Annotated in this window: 26 protein-coding genes and 1 tRNA gene; 23 read left to right on the forward strand and 4 right to left on the reverse strand. The window is 57.7% G+C overall.

Annotated features, from left to right (window positions below; all coding sequences use genetic code 11):
• Nucleotides 1-5 precede the first annotated feature (5 nt).
• From GOW93_RS15235 to GOW93_RS15250, 4 genes are all read left to right on the forward strand, one after another.
• Nucleotides 6-359, forward strand: a complete 354-nt coding sequence (locus tag GOW93_RS15235) for a 4a-hydroxytetrahydrobiopterin dehydratase (RefSeq protein WP_170386040.1) — start codon at nt 6-8, stop codon at nt 357-359.
• Between the two features lie 121 nt (nt 360-480).
• Complete coding sequence (locus tag GOW93_RS15240) at nt 481-2,055, forward strand: lysine--tRNA ligase (protein WP_170386043.1); 1,575 nt, start codon at nt 481-483, stop codon at nt 2,053-2,055.
• A gap of 48 nt (nt 2,056-2,103) precedes the next feature.
• Entirely contained in the window at nt 2,104-2,505 is a 402-nt protein-coding gene (locus tag GOW93_RS15245) for a DUF4864 domain-containing protein (RefSeq protein ID WP_170386045.1), read from the forward strand.
• Between the two features lie 133 nt (nt 2,506-2,638).
• Complete coding sequence (locus GOW93_RS15250; protein WP_170386047.1) at nt 2,639-4,927, forward strand: glycosyl hydrolase family 28-related protein; 2,289 nt, start codon at nt 2,639-2,641, stop codon at nt 4,925-4,927.
• Nucleotides 4,928-4,971: 44 nt separating this feature from the next.
• Here the strand turns inward: GOW93_RS15250 and GOW93_RS15255 are convergent, their stop codons facing one another.
• Complete coding sequence (locus GOW93_RS15255; protein WP_170386050.1) at nt 4,972-5,634, reverse strand: hypothetical protein; 663 nt, start codon at nt 5,632-5,634, stop codon at nt 4,972-4,974.
• 146 nt (nt 5,635-5,780) lie between these two features.
• On the opposite strand from GOW93_RS15255, the gene GOW93_RS15260 reads away from it, so the two are divergent.
• The 5 genes from GOW93_RS15260 to GOW93_RS15280 all read left to right on the forward strand — a co-directional run bounded on the left by GOW93_RS15260 (nt 5,781) and on the right by GOW93_RS15280 (nt 7,973).
• Nucleotides 5,781-6,107 (forward strand): antibiotic biosynthesis monooxygenase family protein, encoded by a 327-nt coding sequence (locus GOW93_RS15260; protein ID WP_170386054.1) that lies wholly within the window; start codon nt 5,781-5,783, stop codon nt 6,105-6,107.
• 64 nt (nt 6,108-6,171) lie between these two features.
• Nucleotides 6,172-6,579: a universal stress protein gene (locus GOW93_RS15265; RefSeq protein ID WP_170386057.1), complete on the forward strand. Its 408-nt coding sequence runs from the start codon at nt 6,172-6,174 to the stop codon at nt 6,577-6,579.
• Between the two features lie 164 nt (nt 6,580-6,743).
• The gene (locus GOW93_RS15270; RefSeq protein ID WP_170386060.1) at nt 6,744-7,166 is read left to right on the forward strand and encodes an excalibur calcium-binding domain-containing protein; all 423 of its coding nucleotides are present in this window, start codon (nt 6,744-6,746) and stop codon (nt 7,164-7,166) included.
• Between the two features lie 98 nt (nt 7,167-7,264).
• Complete coding sequence (locus GOW93_RS15275; protein WP_170386063.1) at nt 7,265-7,555, forward strand: hypothetical protein; 291 nt, start codon at nt 7,265-7,267, stop codon at nt 7,553-7,555.
• 64 nt (nt 7,556-7,619) lie between these two features.
• Nucleotides 7,620-7,973, forward strand: a complete 354-nt coding sequence (locus GOW93_RS15280) for an MmcQ/YjbR family DNA-binding protein (protein WP_170386067.1) — start codon at nt 7,620-7,622, stop codon at nt 7,971-7,973.
• Between the two features lie 35 nt (nt 7,974-8,008).
• On the opposite strand, the gene GOW93_RS15285 is transcribed toward GOW93_RS15280, so the two are convergent.
• The 3 genes from GOW93_RS15285 to uvrB are packed head-to-tail and all read right to left on the reverse strand — an operon-like array spanning nt 8,009 to nt 10,995.
• The gene (locus GOW93_RS15285; RefSeq protein ID WP_170385451.1) at nt 8,009-8,158 is read right to left on the reverse strand and encodes a hypothetical protein; all 150 of its coding nucleotides are present in this window, start codon (nt 8,156-8,158) and stop codon (nt 8,009-8,011) included.
• A 45-nt stretch (nt 8,159-8,203) separates the two neighbouring features.
• Nucleotides 8,204-8,806: a restriction endonuclease gene (locus GOW93_RS15290; RefSeq protein ID WP_174819119.1), complete on the reverse strand. Its 603-nt coding sequence runs from the start codon at nt 8,804-8,806 to the stop codon at nt 8,204-8,206.
• 2 nt (nt 8,807-8,808) lie between these two features.
• Complete coding sequence (gene uvrB / locus GOW93_RS15295; RefSeq protein ID WP_170386073.1) at nt 8,809-10,995, reverse strand: excinuclease ABC subunit UvrB; 2,187 nt, start codon at nt 10,993-10,995, stop codon at nt 8,809-8,811.
• 153 nt (nt 10,996-11,148) lie between these two features.
• Here uvrB and GOW93_RS15300 point away from each other — a divergent pair, with 153 nt between their 5' ends.
• From GOW93_RS15300 to GOW93_RS15365, 14 genes are all read left to right on the forward strand, one after another.
• The gene (locus tag GOW93_RS15300) at nt 11,149-11,460 is read left to right on the forward strand and encodes an ETC complex I subunit (RefSeq protein ID WP_170386076.1); all 312 of its coding nucleotides are present in this window, start codon (nt 11,149-11,151) and stop codon (nt 11,458-11,460) included.
• A 1-nt stretch (nt 11,461) separates the two neighbouring features.
• Nucleotides 11,462-11,938 carry a GNAT family N-acetyltransferase gene (locus GOW93_RS15305; protein ID WP_170386080.1) on the forward strand — a complete coding sequence of 159 codons (477 nt, stop codon included), beginning with the start codon at nt 11,462-11,464 and terminating at the stop codon, nt 11,936-11,938.
• Between the two features lie 21 nt (nt 11,939-11,959).
• A tRNA-Arg gene (locus tag GOW93_RS15310) sits at nt 11,960-12,036 on the forward strand.
• A 152-nt stretch (nt 12,037-12,188) separates the two neighbouring features.
• Nucleotides 12,189-12,386, forward strand: coding sequence for a hypothetical protein (locus tag GOW93_RS15315; protein WP_170386083.1), 198 nt, complete (start codon nt 12,189-12,191; stop codon nt 12,384-12,386).
• Between the two features lie 111 nt (nt 12,387-12,497).
• The gene (gene iolG / locus GOW93_RS15320; protein ID WP_170386086.1) at nt 12,498-13,511 is read left to right on the forward strand and encodes an inositol 2-dehydrogenase; all 1,014 of its coding nucleotides are present in this window, start codon (nt 12,498-12,500) and stop codon (nt 13,509-13,511) included.
• A gap of 123 nt (nt 13,512-13,634) precedes the next feature.
• A complete protein-coding gene (locus tag GOW93_RS15325; RefSeq protein ID WP_170386089.1) occupies nt 13,635-14,555 on the forward strand; it encodes a sugar ABC transporter substrate-binding protein in 921 nt (306 codons plus the stop codon).
• A 68-nt stretch (nt 14,556-14,623) separates the two neighbouring features.
• Nucleotides 14,624-15,730, forward strand: a complete 1,107-nt coding sequence (locus tag GOW93_RS15330) for an ABC transporter permease (RefSeq protein ID WP_170386092.1) — start codon at nt 14,624-14,626, stop codon at nt 15,728-15,730.
• Between the two features lies 1 nt (nt 15,731).
• The gene (locus tag GOW93_RS15335; RefSeq protein ID WP_170386095.1) at nt 15,732-16,553 is read left to right on the forward strand and encodes an ATP-binding cassette domain-containing protein; all 822 of its coding nucleotides are present in this window, start codon (nt 15,732-15,734) and stop codon (nt 16,551-16,553) included.
• A gap of 88 nt (nt 16,554-16,641) precedes the next feature.
• Nucleotides 16,642-18,474: a 3D-(3,5/4)-trihydroxycyclohexane-1,2-dione acylhydrolase (decyclizing) gene (iolD, locus tag GOW93_RS15340; RefSeq protein ID WP_170386098.1), complete on the forward strand. Its 1,833-nt coding sequence runs from the start codon at nt 16,642-16,644 to the stop codon at nt 18,472-18,474.
• Nucleotides 18,471-19,367: a myo-inosose-2 dehydratase gene (iolE, locus tag GOW93_RS15345; protein ID WP_170386101.1), complete on the forward strand. Its 897-nt coding sequence runs from the start codon at nt 18,471-18,473 to the stop codon at nt 19,365-19,367. The genes iolD and iolE overlap by 4 nt, the downstream gene beginning before the upstream one ends.
• 27 nt (nt 19,368-19,394) lie before the next feature.
• Nucleotides 19,395-20,576, forward strand: coding sequence for a phytanoyl-CoA dioxygenase family protein (locus GOW93_RS15350; protein ID WP_170386104.1), 1,182 nt, complete (start codon nt 19,395-19,397; stop codon nt 20,574-20,576).
• A 48-nt stretch (nt 20,577-20,624) separates the two neighbouring features.
• A complete protein-coding gene (gene iolB / locus GOW93_RS15355; RefSeq protein WP_170386107.1) occupies nt 20,625-21,431 on the forward strand; it encodes a 5-deoxy-glucuronate isomerase in 807 nt (268 codons plus the stop codon).
• Entirely contained in the window at nt 21,428-22,186 is a 759-nt protein-coding gene (locus GOW93_RS15360) for an SDR family NAD(P)-dependent oxidoreductase (protein ID WP_170386110.1), read from the forward strand. Before iolB ends, GOW93_RS15360 begins: the two co-directional genes overlap by 4 nt.
• 24 nt (nt 22,187-22,210) lie before the next feature.
• Nucleotides 22,211-22,990: a TIM barrel protein gene (locus GOW93_RS15365; protein ID WP_170386113.1), complete on the forward strand. Its 780-nt coding sequence runs from the start codon at nt 22,211-22,213 to the stop codon at nt 22,988-22,990.

The following is a 22,990-nucleotide window of genomic DNA, read 5'->3' on the forward strand; positions in this document are numbered from 1 at the left end:
GGATCATGACCACATCAGGAGAAACCTGCAGCCTTTCGGACCGTACCTGTGTGCCCTGTTCCGGCGGTGTCCCGGCCTTGACCAGGGATGAGGCAAACACGCATATGGCGGAACTTTCGTCCGATTGGAAGCTGGACTCGGAAGCAAAAGAACTCAGCCGTCACTACAAGTTCAAAGGGTTCGCCAAGGCGACCTATCTGGCCAACCTCTGCGCTTGGCTCGCTGATCAGCAGGGGCATCACCCGGATGTGTCGTTCGGCTGGGGTTATGTGGACGTCAAACTGACCACCCATGAAATCGGCGGCCTCAGCGAGAATGACTTCATCTGGGCCGCCAAACTGGACCAGTTGACCGCGTAAATCAGCCTTCACATCAGGAAAAACCCCGCAGTTTATTGACTCATGCTGCACCGGCACAATAGGAGGGGCCGGTCGGTTGCATGGGGCGATCGGCACTGTTTTTCCCGATGGAGCAAATCTGATGTCTGAACTGCGTGAAACCGCGATGTCGTCCAAGGCCTGGCCTTTTGAAGAGGCGCGCCGGTTGCTCAAACGCTATCAAAAGGGTGCTCCAGAGAAAGGCTATGTGCTGTTCGAAACCGGCTATGGCCCCTCGGGTCTGCCGCATATCGGCACCTTTGGCGAGGTTGCGCGCACCACGATGGTCAAGCGCGCGTTTGAGGCGCTGTCAGATATCCCGACCAAGCTGATCTGTTTCTCGGACGATCTGGACGGAATGCGGAAGGTACCGACCAACGTGCCAAACCCCGAAATTCTGGAGCAGCATTTGCAGCGCCCGCTGACCTCGGTGCCTGATCCGTTTGGTGAATATGACAGCTTTGGTGAGCATAACAACGCGATGCTGCGGCGGTTCCTGGATACGTTCGGGTTCGAGTATGAGTTCTACTCGGCCAAGGAATTCTATGAATCCGGTCAGTTTGACGAGGTGCTCAAACGCGCGGTTGAGCGCTATGACGAGATCATGGCGATCATGCTGAAAAGCCTGCGGGAAGAGCGCCAGCAGACCTATTCGATCTTCCTGCCACTACACCCCGAAAGCGGGCGGGTGATGTATGTGCCGATGAAAAAGGTCTGCGCCGAGACCTACACCGTGACCTTTGACGATGAGACGGGCAAGGAGTGGACCGTTCCCGTGACCGGCGGCAACGTAAAGCTGCAGTGGAAGCCGGATTTCGGCGCGCGCTGGGCGGCGCTGGGCGTTGATTTCGAGATGTATGGCAAGGAACACGCCACCAACGAAAAGATCTATGATGCGATCTGCCGGGCCTTGGGTGGCCGAGCGCCCGAGCATTTCTCGTACGAATTGTTTCTGGATGAGAACGGGCAAAAGATCTCAAAGTCGTCGGGCAATGGCGTCTCGATCGACGAATGGCTGACCTATGCTCCGACCGAGAGCCTGTCCTATTTCATGTATCAAAAACCCAAGACGGCCAAGCGGATGCATTTCGATGTGATCCCCAAAGCCTATGATGAATATCATCAGCAGTTACGGGCCTATCCGGGGCAGGACCTGAAAGCGCAGTTGAACAATCCGGTCTGGCACATCCATGGCGGTAATGTACCCGAGTCCACGCTGATGGTGCCGTTTGCGATGCTGTTGAACCTGGCCTCGGTTTCGGGGGCCGAGGACAAAGAGGCGCTGTGGGGCTTTATCCGCCGTTATGCCCCGGAGGCTACGGCTGAGACACATCCAGATCTGGATCAGGCGGCGGGTTTTGCCGTGCGATACTTCAATGATTTCGTCAAACCGACCCGTCAGCACCGCGCTCCGACCGACCAAGAGCGTGAAGCACTGGAGGCGCTGAAAGCCGCGCTTGAGACCTATGACGGTCCGGTCGAGGACGAGGCGTTGCAATCGGTGGTCTACTCCATCGGACGCGAGCGGTTCGACCCGATGCGCGGCTGGTTCACGGCGCTTTACGAGGTGCTGTTGGGCGCATCGCAAGGCCCGCGGTTCGGTGGTTTCATCGCGCTCTATGGCGTGCCGGAAACCATCGCATTGATCGACAAGGCACTGGTCGGAGAATTGGTCTGATTTGACCTGAAGGCGCATGAGGCTACCGTCCGATCAGGAGGTGGCCCCATGAATCGTCTGTTGCTTGCTTTATCCCTGAGCGTCGGTTTGGCCTCGGACGCGTTTGCCCAAAGCGCCGAGATTGAGGCTAATATTTCGGCGCAGATACAGGCTTTCAAGGCGGATGACTTTGACACCGCTTTCACCTTTGCAAGTCCCAACATCCAACGCCTATTTCAGACGCCCGAGAATTTTGGGGTGATGGTCAAGCGAGGCTATCCGATGGTCTGGCGGCCTGCGGATATACGGTTTCTGGAATTGCGTGAAGTAGCCGGGGCGTTGTGGCAAAAGGTCATGATCACCGACGGCGCGGGTAGGGTGCATATTCTCGACTATCAGATGGTGGCGCTGGAAAACGGATGGAAAATCAACGGAGTGCAGCTGCTGGGTAACTCTGATCCGGCCACCTGACGCAACACCACCGTCACGGTGACATGAGTGGCGGTTAATCCCTGTTAGGTACTTAGCTTTTGCGTTCGGGGCGGCGTCTCTGGGCACTGGGTTTATACGCGCTGATGCGGCGCGATTGGGAAAGGGATTTTACATGAACAAGGCAATCACCGACGGCATCGTGTTCATGCCGCCTGCTTTTGCAAATGGCCTGAATGTGTGGTCCAGCGGCGACGGGACACCGGGCTCGCCTACTTATGATGGGTCAGGCACTGGCGCGTTCGTTCCGGCCGATGCCGATTTCGGTGGTTGCCTTGAAATCCTGAAGGTCGAAGCCCCCCAACGTCTGCGCTATATGGGTCAGACGCCGCTGTTGCCTGGGTGCTATTTGCAGATCAAGGCGCGGGTGAAAGCCATCAGCGGTCCGTTGCCCGAAGTGCGCATTGCCGGTTGGGCTGGCGGCGCCGGAGACGCGCAGGTCGTGGGTGTGGTCGAACAGGGCCCTGCAACGCAACTTTCCGGTTATGGCACGGTGCATGAGATCACGGCCATTGTGGGTACTGGTCTGCGCCCCGGCGTGGACATGCCATGGGGGGTCGAGGCGCTGTATGGGCATTTTGGTCTGGATGTCGACGGCGCGAACGGGGCGGTGATCCGGGTCGACGATATCGAGATCACAGACGTCACCGGAGTATTCCTGCGCAACTTGATCAGTTTGGTCGACGTACGTGATTTTGGTGCCGTTGGCGACGGCGTCACAGATGACTCGACCGCGTTTGAGGCAGCGGATCAGGCCGCGAATGGGCGACGCGTCTTTGTGCCGTATGGCACATATTTTCTGGCGGAAAACACGTCGATGACATCCGAGATGGATTTCGAGGGCACCGTTACAATGCCCCACGACAAGATGTTGCTGCTGACCAAGAATTTTGACCTACCAACCTATATCAACGCCTTCGGTGATGAAATGCTGGCGTTCAAAAAGGCGTTTCAGGCGCTGCTGAATAACTCGGACCACGAGTCGTTGGACATGGGCGGACGCAAAGTGTCGGTCTCAGAGCCTATCGACATGGCCGCGGCCGCCCCAAACCGACAAAGCGGCTTTTCCACTCGGCGCGTGATCCGCAATGGACAGTTCGACGTCAAAAGTAGCCCAGCCTGGGATACCGAGACATTCACTTCGGTCGCAACCTATAACCCGTCCGATCCAACCCGTTTGACCAACGTAGCCAACGTAGCCAACATTCCGGTTGGTGCGCTGGTGCAGGGTAGCGGGGTTGGACGCGAGATCTATGTCCTCTCCAAAAACGAAGGCGCGGGCGAGATCACGCTGAATGCGCCGATCTATGATGCCTCTGGTACGCAGACCTTCACTTTTCAGTCCTTCAAATACCTGCTGGATTTCAGCGGTTTCAGCACGCTGCGAAAATTCGGGATGGAAGAGATCGAGTTTCAGTGCAATGGCCGAAGCAGCGGTATCCGGTTGGCCCCGTCAGGCAGCACCTTTGCGATTTCGAACTGCTTCATCAGTCGCCCCAAAGACCGCGGGATCACCTCGATCGGGACAGGCTGTCAGGGCATGTTGATCGACAATTGCCAATTCCTGTCGACAGAAGAAAGTTTCAACGTTTCGGATCGTAAGTCCATTGCACTGAACACCACGGCCAATGACGTAAAGCTGCGCCACAATCGAGCGGTCCGGTTCCTGCACTTTGCTGTTCTGGGCGGGACGAACAATATGATCCTGGGCAATCACTTTTTCCAAGGTGACAGCATCCCGCAAGGTGTTCGCAGCGCTGGCCTGATCATGATCGGGACGTACAACAGCTCGACCATCTCTGAGAATTACGTCGATAACTGTTTTGTGGAATGGACCAATGAACGGGATGCTGACCCAGTTTACACTGCTGGATTCTCGTTCAGCTCAATGGCTATCACCGACAATATCTTCTACTCGAGCGAAGTTGCCCCTTGGTTTAGCTGTCTCGTCATCCGTCCGCACGGGGCTGGGCATTTCCTGAACGGTGTCGTGGTGACCGGGAACAAGTTCCGTTCAACGAGCGGAAATATTGATCGTGCGGAACGGGTGGACACCACCTTTGCCGATCTGAACCAACTTGCACACCGGGACGTGACGTTTGAGAACAACACCTTCCACGGGGTCACAACGAAGGTTGCCAACCCACTGCGCGTTCGGCACACGCAAAGCTCGGCCTCCAGTGTTTGGGCGGTTCAGACTGCTGGTGGATTACCCTTCAACGGCTTTGCGCGCAGTTGCGATGCGGTCTCCGTTTTAGGACCTTTGAAAACGGTCTTTGGTTCGACCACATTTGGCACCCCTTACGCAGAGTTGGAAAAGGGTGCGGAAAAGGATGCCATCAACCTGCGCTGGCCCGAGTCTGTAAGCGGCGAAGTCTCAGCAATAATCCGAATGGAGCGCTAACCAAATGTTGGCGAGCCGTACTTGACGTAATTGGTTCGCTTTGTTCAGAATTCACTCCACAGCGCAAGTTTCAGGCCCGTATCAGTGCGGGCCTGATTGCGTTCAAGGCCCAGAACCCATGTGATCCTACTGTCTTGTGGGCGGATCATGATTGAAGGGCGTGCTTTCCAAAATAGCGGTCTGTCAGGAGTATAAGCTGTTTCGACTTGAATCAGAGGATTCAGCAGCCGATCTGCAGACAAACCCGCCGTGAAGTCCAGCTTGCGAAACACCGCATCATGTGTGCGGTTTTCAACGGCAGTATCTACTGCCACCCAGCCATTTCCCCAGCCGGTCTGGAACCCTTTGCCATAAGACAGGGTCACCTTGTACAACGCCCAGGCGTTTCGATACCTGTGATGAGCACCGGCCCCAAACTCAACGGCAAAACGCCCCCTGTTGCCGAAATCGGCAACAGGGAGGCGGGCAAACAAAAGCGCATGGCCATAGAGGTCTCGGTTCTCCTCGATATCCAGTCCGATTGTCAGACCGGGCCTGTACCCAAATTCCGCATAGACGGCAGTTTTGTAGTCATACATGCCATTGGGGTCTTCAAACGCGGTTACCGAGGCCGCAGTGAATGCCTGATCCTTCTCGCGCAGCCAAGCGCCCGGCCAAACCGGGGACGCGGCGAGCAGCAGTAAAATAAAACAGATGACCCGGCTCATGCGCGCAGCATCAACCAGCATGGTTAACCAATGGTTAGTTTTCTGCTCACTATTTAAAGCCCAATAAAAGATCCCGAATGCGGAAAGGAAACGCGAGACCTTTCCAAATCCTGTGTTAGGCTTGCAGAAAATAAGGGAGAATCCAGATGCCGAAAATTTCCAAGAATGCGAGTGTCCAGACTGTCATCACCACATTCGAAATGACCCCGGGCACTTGCCACGATCTTTTAGAGGCGCTGACCGATGCCTATGCCGAGTTTATCTCAAAACAACCTGGCTTCATTTCAGCCGGGCTGCATGTGAATGACGCGCAGACGCGGATTGCCAACTACTCGCAATGGGAGCGTCGCGAGGATTTTTTGGCCATGCTGCGCACCCCTGAGATGCGCGACCGTAACCGCAAGATCAACGAACTGTGCAAGAGCTTTGAGCCGGTGATGTATGACGTTGCAGAAACTTTCGGCAGTTCCTGACCTGGATCAAGGCCACGCTGCGCGGATCCGCCGATGATTGACCGGCTAAACAGAGGTGCGTGTCATGTATCACAACATACTTGTTCCAATTTCTTTTGATGCTGAACGGGATATTTCTGGCCCGCTGAAACTGGCCGAGATTCTGGCGACACCTGACGCTCAGGTGACCCTGTTGCATGTGGTTGAGCATATTCCGAACTATGCGATTTCCTATATGCCACCCGAATACCTGACCGAAGCCCGCAAGGCGCTTCAGGCCGAGTTGGATGATCTGGCGTCCAAGCTGCCAAATGCCACCGGTGTGGTAATCGAAGGGCATTCCGGGCGTACAATTCTGGATTGGGCTGAAGCCCACAAACCTGATCTGATCATCATGGCGTCGCACCGCCCCGGTATGCAGGATCTTCTGCTGGGATCGACTACGAACCATGTGGTCCGTCACGCGGCCTGCGCGGTTCATGTGGTACGCTGATCAGCTCGCAAGCCATTGCGCGGACGGAAGCGACCGGGAATGGCATTGATATGTGTGGAACCGGGTAAATTGGCTGTCATAGAGAAAGCCCTATCCCGCGCTTCGAACAAGCTGTGTTGTCGCGTAGCCTCGTGTTCGCCAAAAATTTGGGGTAATATGGCTGAATGTCATCCCGGAAGCCTTCGCTAAATCCTCTTTTCAAAGACTTTAGCGCTTCAGACCGCCATAAACGGGCCGAGGTCGCGCGCAAACGCGCCCTGTCACCGCTGCGTATTTTTTTGATGATCATGATGCTGCCGGTAACAACTGCGGTCATTGCCATGGGCGTGTTCATTCGAACTTCTGAGTTTGAGCGGGAAGAGGCCGTGATTCATCTGATTGCGCTGGCAGGGTGCGAGGCCATTGCCCCCATCGCCCCAGGCCCATTTTTGGTCGGAGAGCCCGGCTATCACCCGCGCAATGATCCAGATGGTGATGGGGTAGCCTGTGGTACGGTCGCTGCGCCGCTTCAATCAAATACGACAGAACAACAGCCGGAAACCTCGCGGCCCCGAACGGTGGGTGGCGCCAAGTTCGTGCGCCCCTGACCCGTTTCTAAGAGAATCCACATGACTGTGATACACTGCGCCCGACGCGCCGTTTTGGCCGTCATAGGGGGGACATCGCCCAGATAGCGAGGAAAATCATGTTTGCACGCGTTACCCAATATAAAATGAAGCCTGGCACGCGCGACGAGGCCACGGCAAAGCTGAATGACCTGAAAGCCGAAATTATGGGCATGCCGGGCATGCATTGCTTTACCAATGTGATGAACGAGGATGGCAGTGGCTTTGTAGTCTCGGTGGTGGAAAGTGAAGAAACCTCGAACGCAAACGCGCCCAAAGTGGCAGAGATTTGGGGACAATTTGCAGAGTATCTGGAAGGCCCGCCATCGCCCGTCGGGTATGACGTGGTGGCGCATTGGCACACGGGATAAGGTTTTGAGATTTGGGCAACCTTAACAGGTTGCCCTGGCTAGGATTGAAAGCCAAGATCGGGCCATGACCCGCGATGAATTCAACACGTTCTGCGCCAGCCTCAAGGCCACGTGTAACGTGGTGCAATGGGGTAATGCGGATGTGTGGAAGGTGGGTGGTAAGGTCTTTGCAATCTGTGGATGGAACGACGGGCGCGATGCCTTCACCTTCAAAGCCACCGATCTGGCCTTTGAGGTCCTGAGCGATGAGCCCGGCATCCGCCCCGCGCCCTATCTGGCCTCGCGGGGAATGAAATGGCTGCAGGTCTATGAGGAACGCGGCATGTCCGACGCCTCACTGCGGGATCACATTGTTACGTCTTATGATCTGGTCGTGGCCAAGCTGACCAAGAAGCTGCGGGCGGAGCTTGGGGTTTAGTCGTTCACGGCCAGTTTGAAAGCGCTGACGGATTTTCAGTAGAGCTGCGCCAAGTCCTCGGCCAGTACCACGCGCGCGCCGCGCACCCGGTGAATGGCGCTTTGGACCTCATGCGTGCTGGGCAAGGTGCAAGGGTGGAGTGTGGCTGGGGTGTAGGGTGTAGGATGGGTGATTTCACCCATCATTGTGCACCATCAAAAAGATGGGTGCGAGCACCCATCCTACACACGCTACGATTTCTTCTGGATTTCTTTCATCCATTCAATCAAGTCTAACCCATTTCTAAGTTCGAGCTTATTCCCAAGGAATTCTTTCCATTCGTTTCGCACCCGAGGCGCAAAATCTGACGTTGTAGTAACCACAGCCTTGGAAGCATCTTTTTCTCTAAAGAGTGTTCCCATCATCGCTCTAACATCGTTTGCAGATACAAGTTTCCCCTTACTAAACGCTTTGCACTGATCAAGAACTCTAACTGTCAAGAGACCGTGTTTTTCGGCAATGATATCGCGCCCAAGGTCCCCGCTAGGAGGCGTTAACACGACTTTGTCAAAACCTGCTTTCTCGTAGGCTCCTGCAATGAACTCTTCGAAAACGCGATGGTTTTGTGAGAACTCGTAGAGCAATTCCGGGTTTTTTCTAAGTTGATCGAAAATAGACTGCCAAGGGTTGATCAGAGCTTTGACAATGCGTCCATCCTCAACAGTTGCCACAACGTCTAAAAGCTCCATTGGCAGAACAAGATCATGGGAAAGTCCTTCCAATGTTTCTCTTGTCACCGCAGGCGCGGAGTTATTAGTAAGCCCCAAGCCTAACCCTAAAGACAATCCTGGCATATTTACCGCTTCCGCCGCTTCACATTCCCACCCCTTTGCCCCGGCCGTCCAGCCGTTGACCGTCCACGCGATTTCACCGCGTCTTCCGAGGCTTTCTCGACCGCCCATTGACGAGCCATGGGGTCGTCGGCGACGGCCAGATCGACCGCTTCGAGGCGCTTGATCTCATCCCGGATGTTGGCGGCCTCTTCGAATTCCAGGTTCTCGGCGGCCTTGCGCATTTGTTCGCGCAGACCGTCCAGATGGGCTTCCAAATTCGCACCGTGCATCGGTTTGTCGATGGTGGCGGTGACGCGGTTCATGTCGACGTCGCCTTCGTAGAGACCGGCCAGAACGTCCTCGACATTCTTTTTCACCGTCTCAGGCGTGATGCCATGTTCCTCGTTATAGGCGAGCTGTTTGGCGCGGCGGCGGTTGGTTTCCTCCAAAGCGCGTTCCATGGAACCGGTGATCTTGTCGGCATACATGATCACCCGCCCATCAGCATTACGCGCGGCACGGCCGATGGTCTGGATCAGCGAGGTTTCCGAGCGCAGGAACCCCTCTTTGTCGGCGTCCAGAATGGCGACCAGCCCGCATTCCGGGATGTCGAGCCCTTCGCGCAGCAGGTTGATCCCCACCAGCACGTCGAAGGCCCCCAGCCGCAGGTCGCGCAGGATTTCGATGCGTTCCAGCGTGTCGATATCCGAGTGCATGTAGCGGACTTTGATGCCCTGTTCGTGCAGGTATTCGGTCAGGTCCTCGGCCATGCGTTTGGTCAGCGTTGTCACCAGCGTGCGGAATCCGTTGGCGGCCACCTTGCGCACCTCGTCCAGCAGGTCGTCCACCTGCATGGATACGGGGCGGATTTCAACTTCGGGGTCCAGTAGCCCGGTGGGGCGGATGACCTGTTCGGTAAAGACGCCGCCGGTCTGTTCGATCTCCCACTTCGCAGGCGTGGCCGAGACGAAGACCGATTGCGGGCGCATGGCGTCCCATTCCTCGAACTTGAGGGGGCGGTTATCCATGCACGACGGCAGGCGGAACCCGTGCTCGGCCAGCGTGAACTTGCGCCGATAGTCGCCCCGGTACATGCCACCGATCTGAGGCACGCTGACGTGGGATTCGTCGGCAAAGACGATGGCATTGTCGGGGATGAATTCGAACAGGGTTGGGGGCGGTTCGCCCGGTGCGCGGCCCGTGAGGTAGCGCGAATAGTTCTCGATCCCATTGCAGACGCCGGTAGCCTCAAGCATTTCCAGATCGAAATTGGTGCGCTGTTCGAGACGTTGCGCTTCCAGCAGCTTGCCTTCGCCGACCAGTTGGTCCAGCCGCATGCGGAGTTCCTTTTTGATGCCAATGATCGCCTGCTGCATGGTCGGTTTCGGCGTCACGTAGTGAGAATTCGCGTAGACCCGGATCTGCTCCATCGTGTCGGTCTTTTCGCCGGTCAGCGGGTCGAATTCGGTGATCTGTTCCAGTTCTTCCCCGAAGAATGACAGCTTCCACGCGCGATCCTCAAGGTGGGCGGGCCAGATTTCCAGCGAATCGCCGCGCACCCGGAAGGATCCCCGCTGAAACGCCTGATCGTTGCGGCGGTATTGCTGGGCCACCAGATCGGCTATCACCTGCCGCTGGTCATAGTCCTTGCCGACCTTCAGGTCCTGCGTCATCGCCCCGTAGGTCTCGACCGAGCCGATGCCGTAGATGCAGGACACCGAGGCGACGATGATCACGTCATCGCGTTCCAGCAAGGCTCGCGTGGCCGAGTGGCGCATCCGGTCGATCTGTTCGTTGATCTGCGATTCTTTCTCGATATACGTGTCCGAGCGCGGCACATAGGCCTCGGGCTGGTAGTAGTCGTAGTAGGAGACGAAATACTCGACCGAGTTTTCCGGGAAGAAGCCCCTGAACTCACCATATAACTGCGCCGCCAGCGTCTTGTTGGGGGCAAGGATGATGGCGGGGCGCTGGGTTTCCTCGATCACCTTGGCCATGGTGAAGGTCTTACCCGTACCCGTCGCGCCCAGCAGAACCTGATCGCGTTCACCGTCCAGAACACCGCCTGCCAGTTCCTTGATCGCGGTTGGCTGGTCGCCCGCGGGGGAGAACTCGGTGTGCATGACGAATGCCTTTCCGCCCTCAAGTTTCAGGCGGGCGCGGACATCTTCGGCGGTCAGCTGGGTCTTGTCGGAATGAGCGTAAGCCATCAGGGGAGATTCCTTTCGCGCCTGATTTTGATCTGTTTTTGTTCTTGTTCAAGGGGGCATTTCAAACGCTCTAAGTTGCGACAATTGCGGACTTGTCCACGCCGCGTGTCTGGCGCATAAACACCCCTAGCCAAGTGAGTACGGAGAGGCGACATGCGCGCACGGATTTACCAGCCTTCGCGAAACGCGATGACCTCGGGGATGGCCAAGACCCGCAAGTGGGTGCTGGAATATGCCCCCGCGACTGCGCGTGAGGTGGATCCGCTGATGGGCTGGACCTCGTCGAACGACACGCAGACTCAGGTGCGCCTCAAGTTCGACACCAAGGAAGAGGCGCTGGACTACGCCAAGGACAATGGGATCGACGCGCAGGTCAGCGAACCGCACAAGCGCAAGCCCAACCTGCGCGCACGTGGCTATGGTGAGAATTTCGCCACCGACCGGCGCGCGCCCTGGACCCACTGAATTGATCGACATCCGTGAGGCTGATCCGACCTCGGACGAGCTGCGCCCGGTGGTTGAGGCGCATTTTGCCCATAGCGAAACCGCTGGCCCTGTGGAAAGCAATCACACCATGGATGCCAAGGCGCTGGCCGGGCCGGGGATTCGATTCTGGGCCATGTATGAAGCCGATCAGCCCGTAGGTTGTGGCGCGCTCAAGGCGTTGCCGGATGGCACGGCCGAGGTGAAATCGGTGCATATTCTGGCGCAGGCACGTGGGCGCGGTCTGGCACGCAAGATGATGGTACATCTGGCCGATCTGGCCCGAACCGACGGGATCTCTGCATTGGTTCTGGAAACCGGCGCGGCGCATCTGCCAGAGTATGACGCGGCCCGTAAACTCTATGAGGCGCTGGGATATTCCTATTGCGGGCCGATCTACGGATACGAGGCCGATCCAAACAGCGCCTTCATGCGCTTGGGTCTTGAACCCCGCCCGTAAAAACCGCAAGAAGGGCACAGCGGTCCCTTAGCTCAACTGGATAGAGCAGCTGACTTCTAATCAGCAGGTTGAGGGTTCGAGTCCTTCAGGGATCGCCAACTTACCAATGTAGAATCTCGTCGCCTTCGATACGTTTGGCGTTGGCCTCGACGTAGTCGAAGTTCGGCTCCTAAAGTTTGACACTTTGCTGGTACTCCGAAAATGGCGGAAATCAGCTATACTCACTGTGACCTTAAGACAGGAGTCTCCAATGCTTTACCCAATTGCAACGCTGGAACCTGATACACTGAACGCTGTCCGGGCGCTTGAAAAAGAAATCGGAAGCCCGGTTGTGGCGCTTGCCGCTTTGGATACGGATTCTGCCAGCCTGCCGAAAGAAGACCTCCTTAAGTTGCAGGCCTTGGAAAACGAGCTAGGCGTTGTTCTGGTCGCTGTGAGGCCAAATTGAGATTTTGAAAACCCGGTCGGGTTTTTCCTCTGATTGTCCCGATAAAAATTTCTTGCAACCGGTTGCAAAGATACTCATGGTGTCCCCGAGCTAAAGAATCGGGAGGCCTTAATGCTCAGAATCGGATTGCTTGGCGCCGGACGCATTGGGCGCGTGCATGCACAGGCCATTTCTGCGCATCCTCGCAGCCAGCTATGTGCAGTGTCCGACGCGATTTCCGATGCGGCTGAAAACCTTGCTTCAGAGCACGGCGCGACCGCTCGGGCCTCCAAGGAAATCATAGAGGACCCATCGATTGATGCGGTTCTGGTGGCGACGCCGACGGACACTCATTCTGACCTGATCGAAGCTGCAACACAGGCTGGTAAGGCGGTTCTTTGTGAAAAACCCGTTGATCTCAGTCTTGAACGGGCGCTTGCGTGTCAGGCTGTTGCGGCGGAAACTAGCCAGCCGGTCATGGTAGGGTTCAACCGACGGTTTGATCCCAGCTTTTCAACGCTGAAAAACGCTGTTGATCAGGGTGAAATAGGCACGCCTGAGTTGCTGTCGATCACTTCGTTCGACCCAGCCCCGCCTCCGATCAGCTACGTCAAGGTTTCGGGCGGTTTGTTTCGGGACATGATGATCCATGATTTCGACATGGCGAACTATCTGATGGGCCAGTTGCCGGTGCAGGTTTCGGCGGTTGGAACCTCGATCGTCGATCCTGAAATCGGGCGTGCTGGGGATGTGGATACTGCTGTTGTCACAATGACTTATGCAGACGGTCAGATCGCGGTAATCAAAAACTCGCGCCGGGCTGTGTACGGATATGACCAGCGAATTGAGATGTTGGGTGCGGGTGGCCTGCTGCAGGCACAGAACATTTTGGAAAATACGGTGGTCAAGTCGACAGCCGATGGTGTCACAGGGGCAAAACCCACATATTTTTTCTTGGAACGATACATGCCCGCCTACCGCGCAGAATGGGATGCGTTCGTGCAGGCGGTGCAATCCGGTTCCGCGATGCCGGTGACGCTTAAAGACGGCGTCGCAGCGCTCGCCATGGCCGAGGCCGCGACCCGGTCGGCGCAGTCCGGTCAGCCGGTTGCCATGGCTGAAGTTTTGAAACCGGTTGCAAAATGATGGGATATACGGAAACTGGAGATAGCTGCGCCAATTTCCGGAGCGGTGGGGATTCGGTTCATCCGAATGAATGGGGCTGAGATCCCGGCAATAAGACAGACAGTTTAATAGGGAGGAAACCAAATGAATAAGTTTGTAAAAGGCGCATTGGCTGCTGGTGCATTGGCTCTGGCCACGCCCGCGTTCGCGCAAGAGATCGTGGTCGTATCGCACGGTCAGGCGAATGACGCGTTCTGGAATGTCGTCAAGAACGGCGTTGAGCAGGCGGGCAAGGATGTCGGCGTCAACGTGGAGTACCGCGCACCCGAGACCTTTGACATGGTGGCCATGTCGCAGTTGATCGATGCTGCCGTGAATCAGGAGCCTGACGGGCTGATTGTGTCGATCCCCGATGCGGATGCGCTAGGGCCGTCGATCGAACGCGCTGTGGCTGCCGGTATTCCGGTTATTTCGATCAACTCGGGCGCGGAAGTCGCCAAGGAATTGGGGGCTCTGCTGCATGTCGGTCAGGACGAATTCGACGCAGGCAAGGCAGCGGGTGCGCAGCTGGCTTCGATGGGCGGTTCCAACGCGATCTGTGTGAACCACGAGGTTGGCAACGTTTCGCTCGACCTGCGTTGCGAGGGCTTCACCGAAGGATTTGGCGGCAACGTGACCGTTCTGCCGACTTCGAATGATCCGTCCGAGATCGAATCCAAGGTTGCCGCCGCGCTGGCAGCTGATGAAAGCGTCGATACGGTCATGGCTCTGGGCGCAAGCTCGGCTGGTGAGCCTGCGGTTGCGGCTGCTAAGGCCTCGGGTCGTGATGTGAACGTTGCCTCGTTCGACCTGTCGGCCAACTTCCTGCAGTCGATCGTTGACGGTGATGCGGCCTTTGCTATCGACCAGCAACAGTACCTGCAAGGCTACCTGTCGGTGAACTTCATGGGCCTGCATGCCAAATACGGCCTGATGCCGGGTGGCAACGTGCCTTCGGGCCCGAACCTGATCACTCAGGAAAAGGCCGCTCAGGTGATTGAGCTGTCCTCGCAGGGCATCCGCTAAGTCCGGATCATACCGACAAACAAAAGGATCGGCGCCAGCGCGCCGATCCCACCGAATGGGAGGAAACCATGAGTGAATCAACGACCGTCGTATCAGACGAAAGGGTCAAGAAAGAACCGTTCCTAACCAAACTCATGAAGCGGCCCGAGTTGGGTGCCATGGCAGGCGCCGTTCTGGTTTTCGTTTTCTTTGCGATCACTGCGGACGAGTCGATGTTCACTCTTGCCGGTGTCATGAACTTCATGACCCCTGCCGCACAATTAGGTATTCTGGCCATCGGGGCGGCGCTGCTGATGATCGGCGGAGAGTTCGATCTGTCGATCGGGTCGATGGTCGCGTTCTCGGGGCTGTTTTTCGGCGTCTGCGCCGTGACCTGGCAATTGCCGCTGATCCTCGCCATTCCCATGACCTTCGTATTCGCGGCCTGTGTCGGCGCGGTTAACGGCAATATCGTGATCCGCTCGGGCCTGCCATCGTTTATCGTGACGCTGGCGTTTCTGTTCATCCTGCGCGGCCTGTCACTGGTTGGCCTGAAGATGGCCACGGGCGGTTCCACGCAGTTGCGCGGTGTGCGCGACGCGGTCGAAAACGACTGGCTCGCCCCCTTCTTCTCAGGTGAGGCTTTCGGCAGCCTGTTTGCCTGGCTGGCAGAGAAGGGCATGATCGACACCTTCAAAAGCGGTGCGCCCAAGGTGCCGGGTATCCCGGTTGAAATTCTGTGGTTCATTGTCATCACACTGGCGGCGACCTACGTGCTACTGCGCACTCCGGTCGGGAACTGGATTTTCGCCTCGGGTGGTGACAGCACAGCTGCTTCCAACTCGGGTGTTCCGGTGAACCGTGTGAAGGTATCGCTGTTCATGCTGACTGCCTGCTGTGCCGCGTTGGTGGCGATCATCACCGTGATGGATGCCGGATCCACCGATGCACGTCGCGGCTTCCAGAAGGAGTTCGAAGCGATCATTGCGGCTGTGATTGGCGGTTGCCTGCTGACCGGCGGTTATGGCTCGGCCATTGGGGCGTTCTTCGGCTCGATCATCTTTGGCATGGTCGTCATCGGCCTGACTTATACCGACTTTGATCAGGACTGGTTCCAGGTCTTCCTGGGCGCCATGCTGCTGATCGCTGTTCTGTTCAACAACGCGATCCGTAAACGCGTAACCGGGGAGCGCTGATATGACTGAAGATACCAAGTTCCACCATGGAGATTCCTCCGTCGACGCTGCTCCGATCGTTGAGATGAAGGATATCGAAAAGCACTTTGGCAACATCATCGCCTTGGCTGGTGTCAGCTTTGACGTCAAACCGGGTGAGTGCCACTGTCTGCTGGGCGATAACGGTGCGGGCAAGTCGACCTTCATCAAGACCATGTCCGGGGTGCACAAACCCACTAAGGGCGAGATCTATTTCGAAGGCAAACCGCTGCATTTCGACACTCCGCGCGATGCGATGGAGGCGGGTATTGCAACTGTTTTCCAGGACCTTGCGATGATCCCGCTGATGAGCGTCACGCGCAACTTTTTCATGGGGCGCGAACCGACCAAGGGGAAGGGTTTACTGAAGCGGTTCGATGTGGATCAGGCCAACGACGTCTGTATGGAAGAGATGCGCAAAATGGGCATCAACCTACGCGGGCCAGATCAGGCCGTTGGCACTCTGTCCGGCGGCGAGCGACAGACCGTTGCGATTGCGCGCGCGGTTTACTTTGGTGCGAAGATTCTCATTCTCGATGAGCCGACTTCGGCCCTTGGGGTGCGTCAGACGTCGAATGTGCTGGCCACTATCGACAGGGTGCGCAGTCAGGGTGTTGGTGTGGTCTTTATCAGCCACAACGTACGCCACGCGCTGGCAGTGGGTGATCGCTTTACCGTGCTGAATCGGGGTAAAACTCTGGGCACTGCGAAACGCGGTGAAATCACGCCCGAGCAGTTGCAGGACCTGATGGCAGGCGGTCAGGAAATGGCCGAACTGGAAGGTTCTCTGGGCGGAACGGTTTAACACCGTTCCCCCTTTAGGGGCCGCTTGGCCCGACATTCAACGAAATTGCAGGAATGGCCATAATGGCCTTGTGTTGAAGGGGATCACAATGGGCAAAACAGTCCGACTGACCGCTGCGCAAGCTTTGGTGCGCTATCTGGGCTCGCAGATGAACGAGGCCGGAGAGCCTTTCATTGCTGGTGTCTGGGCCATCTTTGGCCATGGCAACGTGGCAGGGCTGGGTGAGGCGTTGCACGGGGTTAAAGACAGCCTGCCGACCTATCGCGGTCATAACGAGCAGACCATGGCCCATTGTGCGATTGCTTATGCCAAGCAGATGCGGCGTACGCGGGCGATGGCGGTGACCTCGTCAATCGGGCCGGGTGCAACGAACATGGTGACCGCAGCGGCGTTGGCGCATGTGAACCGCTTGCCTGTCCTGTTGTTACCCGGCGATGTGTTTGCCACACGCGGACCGGACCCGGTGTTGCAACAGATTGAGAATTTTGGCGATGGCACCGTCAGCGCCAATGACTGTTTCCGCCCGGTCAGCCGTTATTACGATCGTATCTCGCGCCCCGAGCATTTGCTGACCGCTTTGCCGCGCGCTTTCCGCACCATGACCGACCCGGCCGATTGTGGCCCGGTGACGCTGGCCTTCTGTCAGGACGTTCAGGCCGAAGCCTATGACTATCCCGAAAGCTTTTTTGAGCCGCGCGTCTGGTATCAGCGCCGCATTCGCCCGGATGAGGGCGAACTGGCCCGCGCTGTTGCTGCGATCAAGGCGGCCAAACGCCCGGTCATCGTTGCCGGGGGCGGGGTGCATTTCTCGGGTGCGACGGACGCGCTGCAGAGCTTTGTGGAAACCCACAACATTCCGATCACTGAGACGCAGGCGGGCAAATCGGCGCTGGCCTGGGATCACCCGCTGAACCTTGGCCCCATTGGCGTGACAGGTGGTGAGCCCGCCAATGACGTCTGTGCCGAGGCCGATCTGGTGCTTGCCGTGGGGACACGGTTGCAGGATTTCACTACCGGATCGTGGGGCCTGTTCTCGAACCCGGAACGCGAGATGGTGTGTCTGAACACTGCCGCATATGACGCCGAAAAGCACGGGGCGATGCCGCTGCAATCTGATGCGCGTGTTGGATTGGAGGAGTTGGGCACCGCCTTGCAGGGATACCGCGCCGATCCGGTAAGCGACACGCTCAAGGCCGAGTGGTTCGGCAAGGTCGACAAGCTGACCGATGCGCCGGGAGACGGCAACGCTCTGCCGACCGATATGCAGGTGGTGGGCGCGGTTCAGCGTGCGTCCAATGACGATACGGTCGTGATGTGCGCAGCAGGAACCATGCCCGGAGAGCTGCACAAGCTGTGGAAAGCGCCGCGCTCCGGTGCCTATCACATGGAATACGGCTTTAGCTGTATGGGTTATGAGATTGCAGGCGCGATGGGCATCAAGATGGCCCAGCCCGAGCGTGACGTGATCTGCTTTACGGGCGACGGCACCTATATGATGGCGAACTCGGAAATGGCGACCGCAGCGATGATGGGAGTGCCCTTCACCGTGGTGATCACCGACAACCGCGGCTTTGGTTGCATTAACCGGCTGCAGATGGGCACTGGCGGAGCCGAGTTTAACAACCTGCTGGATCACGCGGTCCACGAAACGCCCTCGGCGATCGACTTTGCGGCGCACGCAGCGGCGATGGGGGCGACTTCGGTCAAGGTCAGCTCGATTGGTGAACTGGAAGAGGCGCTGGCCAAACGCGGCGAGATCAAAGGGCCTTACGTGGTGGTCATCGACACTGATCCATATCCGTCTACCGAATATGGAGGCACATGGTGGGAAGTGGCCGTTCCCGAGGTCAGCATCCGCCCTGAAGTAAACGAAAAACGCGCGGCCTATGAGGTCGCCATCAAGGAAAGAAACACGAAATGAGCGTGAAAATCGGGATTTCTCCGATCGCGTGGCAGAATGATGATCTGCCGGACCTGACCGCCGCCTACACCATGGAACAAGCGCTGAAAGAGGCGCGCGAGATAGGCTATACGGGCGTTGAACGCGGCCAGCGGATGCCGGGCGATACTGAAGGCCTGCGCGCTTATCTCGAAGGCAACGACATCGCGCTTTGCGGCGGGTGGTGTTCCGGCGCGTCGCTGGTCAATGACTTCGCGACCGAACGCGAAGCCGTGCGGGAGCAGGTCGAGCAATTCGTGGCGTTGAACAGTCCGTGCATTGTCTATGCCGAATGCTCGAACACCGTGCAGGGCCAGATCGGGACACCAGTGAACGACCGTCCGAAACTGTCGAAGGACGAAGTTCTGTCCTATGCCGCCAAGATCACTGAGCTGGCGAAATGGATGGCCGATCAGGGCATGCCGATGGCCTACCACCACCATATGGGCACGATCATCGAAAGCGAGGATGACGTGAACTGGCTGATGGAGGGTTCGGGCCCCGAGGTGAAGCTGTGCTTTGACACAGGACACCTGCTGTTCGGTGGCGGCGATGTCGTGGCGACCCTAAATCGCTGGGGCGACCGGGTGCATCATGTACATTTCAAGGATATCCGCCCGGCAGTGGTGCAGGACACGCGCGAGAACAACAGCAGCTTCCTGGATGCGGTGATCGCCGGGGCCTTTACCGTGCCCAGCGATGGTTGCATCGATTTCCAGGCGGTCGCAAATGCGCTCAAGGCGATGGATTACGAGGGCTGGATCGTGGTCGAGGCCGAACAGGACCCGGCCAAGGCGCCGCCTTACGAGTTTTCCAAGATGGGCTACGACCATATCGTCGATGTCTGCGGACAGGCGGGGTTGGAAATCGTCTAAGGCGGAGTTTGCAGGAGAGGTGGAAGCATGAGCGGCAGGGTACGTCAATCCTTTGGGTTCTTTGGCCCTGACTCGGTCAACCTTGAAACTTTCAAGAGGTTGACTGAATCCGCTGCTTCTGCCGAGCACATGCCTTTCGCCGCGGGCATCGAGAAACATGTACCGATCTATGATGTGGCTGCGCTGGCTCCGGTCCTGTCGGACCCGGAAAAACGACTTGATCTGTTGTCGGAATGGGCGCTGGTCCTAGGGCGATTGGCGGGTGTGATCGTTCTGAGAGGGGCGTTCCCAGACACCTCTGTGATCGACCGGGCCACTGAAGTGTTCCGGCAGATCATCGACGAAGAACGTCAAAGTGGCGCAGGTGACGGTGATCACTTCGCCGCTTCGGGTGCGAATGACCGGGTCTGGAACGCGTTGCAAAAGCAATGTCTGCGCGACCCGGAAGGGTTTGCGCTCTATTTCGGGAACACAGCGATTGCAGCCGCCTGCGAGGCATGGCTGGGACCCAGCTATCAGATCACCGCGCAGGTCAACCAGGTGCGTCCGGGGGGTAAAGCGCAACAGGCGCACAGGGACTACCATCTGGGTTTCCAAAGCGCCGACAGCGCCGCCCGATATCCCGCTCATGCCCATCACCTGACCGCTGCACTGACCTTGCAGGGGGCCGTTGCCCATTGCGATATGCCGGTGGAAAGTGGCCCGACCAAACTGTTGCCCTTTTCGCAATTGTACTACCCGGGCTATCTGGCGTTCCACGATCCCGCGCATCGGGAGCATTTCGAAGACAGCTATATTCAGCTTCCGCTGTCAAAAGGCGACGCGGTGTTCTTCAACCCGGCGCTGTTCCACGCCGCCGGAGAAAACAGCAGCGCCGATATCGACCGCATGGCGAACCTGCTGCAAATATCGTCGGCCTTCGGGCGCGCGATGGAAGCGTTGGATCGTCGTGCCATGTCGCTGGCAGTGTTCCCCCATCTGCTCGCGTTGAAACAGCGCGGTGACCTGAGCGCCTCGGAACTGGATGCGGCGATTGCGGCCACCGCCGAAGGCTATCCATTCCCGACCAATCTGGATACGGATCCTCCGATCGGGGGCAATGCGCCGGAAAGTCAGGCGGATATCCTGTGCCAAGCGGTTTCGGAAGGCTGGAGCGAGACGCAACTGGCCGATGTGCTCTCGGCCCTGCAGGCAAGGCAAGCTGCCTGAAACAACATAGGGGTGCGCCATTCGCCCACCCATCAAGGAGACGACACCATGGCAGACCTGCTCAAGAAACCGTTCGGAACCCGCGGCAAGGTCCACGACATTACTCCGGCCAGTGCAGGGTGGCGATACGTCGGTTTCGGCCTTTATCACCTGTGTGCGGGCGACAAAGCTGCCGAGGCAACGGGTGATCGTGAAGTTATTCTGGTCATGGTCGAAGGCAAGGCACGGATCACCGGTGCCGGGCAGGACTGGGGGGTTCTGGGTGACCGGATGAACGTCTTTGAAAAGACGCCACCGCATTGCCTCTACCTGCCCAATGGATCCGAGTGGGAGGCCGTCGCGGAAACCGATTGCGTTGTGGCCGTTTGTTCCGCTCCGGGTAAAGGCGGCCACGGGGCGCGCCGCATTGGTCCCGGAGGTATCGCCCTGACCGAGCGCGGCAAGGGGGTAAACACGCGCTATATCAACAATATCGCAATGGAGGCCGAGGACTATGCCGATAGCCTGCTGGTGACCGAGGTCTTTACGCCTAACGGTCACTGGTCATCCTATCCCAGTCACCGCCATGACGAGGATGATTATCCGCGCATCACCTATCTTGAGGAAACCTATTACCACCGCATCTCCCCTGCCAACGGGTTCGGCATCCAACGGGTTTATACAGATGACGGCCAGTTGGATGAGACGATGGCCGTTTCCGACGGTGATGTTGTAACTGTTCCTCGCGGCCATCACCCTTGCGGTGCGCCCTATGGTTTTGAGATGTATTATCTGAACGTAATGGCCGGGCCATTGCGGAAATGGCGTTTTGTTGCGGCCCCCGAGGTCGAATGGATCATGGAGCGTGACGGATGAGCAAAGACTTTGCCACCTATCCCAGCCTGAACGGCAAGACCGTCTTCATTACCGGCGGGGCAGGGGGCATTGGCGCAGAAACGGTCCGCGCGTTTGCGGCGCAGGGCGCCAAGGTCGGATTTCTGGATATTGATGCGGATGCCGGACACGCGCTGCTGGCGGAGGTGGAAGGCGAACACGCCTTTGCCCAATGCGACCTGCGCGACGTCGAGGCTTTGCATATCGCATTGGCAGAACTGTCGGACGAACTTGGTGCGGCGCATGTGTTGGTCAACAACGCCGCGCGGGACGACCGCCATGACTGGCGCGAGGTGACGCCGGACTACTGGGACGAACGCATGGCAACGAATATCCGCCACATGTTCTTTGCGATCCAGTCTGTCGCACCAGCGATGATCGAACGGGGCGGTGGATCAATCGTCAATCTCGGATCGAATTCCTGGTGGGAGGCGGGGGCAGGCTTCCCTGCTTACGCCACTGCTAAATCCGCCGTTCACGGCCTGACCCGTACTATGGCGCGTGAACTGGGTGATCACCGCATCCGTGTGAACACCGTGGTACCGGGTTGGATCATGACCGACCGCCAGAAGGACCTGTGGGTCACGCCCGAGGCATTGGCGAAACAGGTCGACCGTCAATGTCTGCCCGATCCGATAGATCCCGTCTATGTGGCGCGGATGGTGGTATTTTTGGCCTCGGACGATGCCGCTATGTGCAGTGCGGGGAATTTCATGGTCGAAGGCGGATCAATCTGAACGCGCCAAATTTGGAGATACGGCATGTCCCAACCGTTCCAACTTGCGGCATGTGCCGAAATGCTGTGGCTGGACAAACCAATGGACTGGCGCGCCGCGCGCCTGGCGGAAATGGGTTTCGGCGTCGGGCTGTGGAACTGGCCTGACCTGAATCTTGAAAAGCTTGAAAGAACTGGCGCGAATTTCACGATCATGAACGGCTATCTTGAGGGCCGTTTGGCGGATGAAGAAGGCGCGGACCTGTTGCTTAAATCTGCGCGCGAAACGGTGCAGATTGGCAAACGATTGGACGTGGAACGCCTGAACCTGCACGGTACGGGGCTGGGTGAAGGTGGGATTCCGATCTGGCAGGACGAAACCGTAACTGGAGCAATGTGGTTAAAGGCGCGAGAGACGCTGAACCGTATCTGCGATCTGGCCGAAGAAGAGGGCGTGGTGTTCACGCTGGAAAACCTGAACCTGCTGGATCACCCCGGATGCCCCTTTGGATCGACCGCGGATGTTCTGGCGCTGGTATCTGCGGTCAACCGTCCTCAGCTGCGTATCAATCTGGACTTGTATCACACTCAGATCGGAGAGGGTGATCTGATCCGCTGGTGCGAGAAATGCCTGCCGTGGATCGGGGAAGTGCAGGTCGCGGACAATCCGGGCCGATGTGAACCCGGAACTGGCGAAATCAACTATGCCGCTGTTGCGCGAGCTTTGAATGATATGGGCTATCAAGGACCTGTCGGATTGGAAGCCTTTGCGGCAGGCGACCCTGAAGCCGCGCTGGCGGCCTTCCGGGATGCCTTTACGATTTGA

This window comes from Ruegeria atlantica, assembly GCF_013032455.1.
Lineage (GTDB): Bacteria > Pseudomonadota > Alphaproteobacteria > Rhodobacterales > Rhodobacteraceae > Ruegeria > Ruegeria atlantica_B.

Bases quoted from the DNA above. Each gene is read 5' to 3' on its own strand.
- GOW93_RS15235 (WP_170386040.1), top strand. From the start codon at position 6: ATGACCACATCAGGAGAAACCTGCAGCCTTTCGGACCGTACCTGTGTG.
- GOW93_RS15240 (WP_170386043.1), top strand. From the start codon at position 481: ATGTCTGAACTGCGTGAAACCGCGATGTCGTCCAAGGCCTGGCCTTTT.
- GOW93_RS15245 (WP_170386045.1), top strand. From the start codon at position 2,104: ATGAATCGTCTGTTGCTTGCTTTATCCCTGAGCGTCGGTTTGGCCTCG.
- GOW93_RS15250 (WP_170386047.1), top strand. From the start codon at position 2,639: ATGAACAAGGCAATCACCGACGGCATCGTGTTCATGCCGCCTGCTTTT.
- GOW93_RS15255 (WP_170386050.1), bottom strand. From the start codon at position 5,634: ATGAGCCGGGTCATCTGTTTTATTTTACTGCTGCTCGCCGCGTCCCCG.
- GOW93_RS15260 (WP_170386054.1), top strand. From the start codon at position 5,781: ATGCCGAAAATTTCCAAGAATGCGAGTGTCCAGACTGTCATCACCACA.
- GOW93_RS15265 (WP_170386057.1), top strand. From the start codon at position 6,172: ATGTATCACAACATACTTGTTCCAATTTCTTTTGATGCTGAACGGGAT.
- GOW93_RS15270 (WP_170386060.1), top strand. From the start codon at position 6,744: ATGTCATCCCGGAAGCCTTCGCTAAATCCTCTTTTCAAAGACTTTAGC.
- GOW93_RS15275 (WP_170386063.1), top strand. From the start codon at position 7,265: ATGTTTGCACGCGTTACCCAATATAAAATGAAGCCTGGCACGCGCGAC.
- GOW93_RS15280 (WP_170386067.1), top strand. From the start codon at position 7,620: ATGACCCGCGATGAATTCAACACGTTCTGCGCCAGCCTCAAGGCCACG.
- GOW93_RS15285 (WP_170385451.1), bottom strand. From the start codon at position 8,158: ATGATGGGTGAAATCACCCATCCTACACCCTACACCCCAGCCACACTC.
- GOW93_RS15290 (WP_174819119.1), bottom strand. From the start codon at position 8,806: ATGCCAGGATTGTCTTTAGGGTTAGGCTTGGGGCTTACTAATAACTCC.
- uvrB (WP_170386073.1), bottom strand. From the start codon at position 10,995: ATGGCTTACGCTCATTCCGACAAGACCCAGCTGACCGCCGAAGATGTC.
- GOW93_RS15300 (WP_170386076.1), top strand. From the start codon at position 11,149: ATGCGCGCACGGATTTACCAGCCTTCGCGAAACGCGATGACCTCGGGG.
- GOW93_RS15315 (WP_170386083.1), top strand. From the start codon at position 12,189: ATGCTTTACCCAATTGCAACGCTGGAACCTGATACACTGAACGCTGTC.
- iolG (WP_170386086.1), top strand. From the start codon at position 12,498: ATGCTCAGAATCGGATTGCTTGGCGCCGGACGCATTGGGCGCGTGCAT.
- GOW93_RS15325 (WP_170386089.1), top strand. From the start codon at position 13,635: ATGAATAAGTTTGTAAAAGGCGCATTGGCTGCTGGTGCATTGGCTCTG.
- GOW93_RS15330 (WP_170386092.1), top strand. From the start codon at position 14,624: ATGAGTGAATCAACGACCGTCGTATCAGACGAAAGGGTCAAGAAAGAA.
- GOW93_RS15335 (WP_170386095.1), top strand. From the start codon at position 15,732: ATGACTGAAGATACCAAGTTCCACCATGGAGATTCCTCCGTCGACGCT.
- iolD (WP_170386098.1), top strand. From the start codon at position 16,642: ATGGGCAAAACAGTCCGACTGACCGCTGCGCAAGCTTTGGTGCGCTAT.
- iolE (WP_170386101.1), top strand. From the start codon at position 18,471: ATGAGCGTGAAAATCGGGATTTCTCCGATCGCGTGGCAGAATGATGAT.
- GOW93_RS15350 (WP_170386104.1), top strand. From the start codon at position 19,395: ATGAGCGGCAGGGTACGTCAATCCTTTGGGTTCTTTGGCCCTGACTCG.
- iolB (WP_170386107.1), top strand. From the start codon at position 20,625: ATGGCAGACCTGCTCAAGAAACCGTTCGGAACCCGCGGCAAGGTCCAC.
- GOW93_RS15360 (WP_170386110.1), top strand. From the start codon at position 21,428: ATGAGCAAAGACTTTGCCACCTATCCCAGCCTGAACGGCAAGACCGTC.
- GOW93_RS15365 (WP_170386113.1), top strand. From the start codon at position 22,211: ATGTCCCAACCGTTCCAACTTGCGGCATGTGCCGAAATGCTGTGGCTG.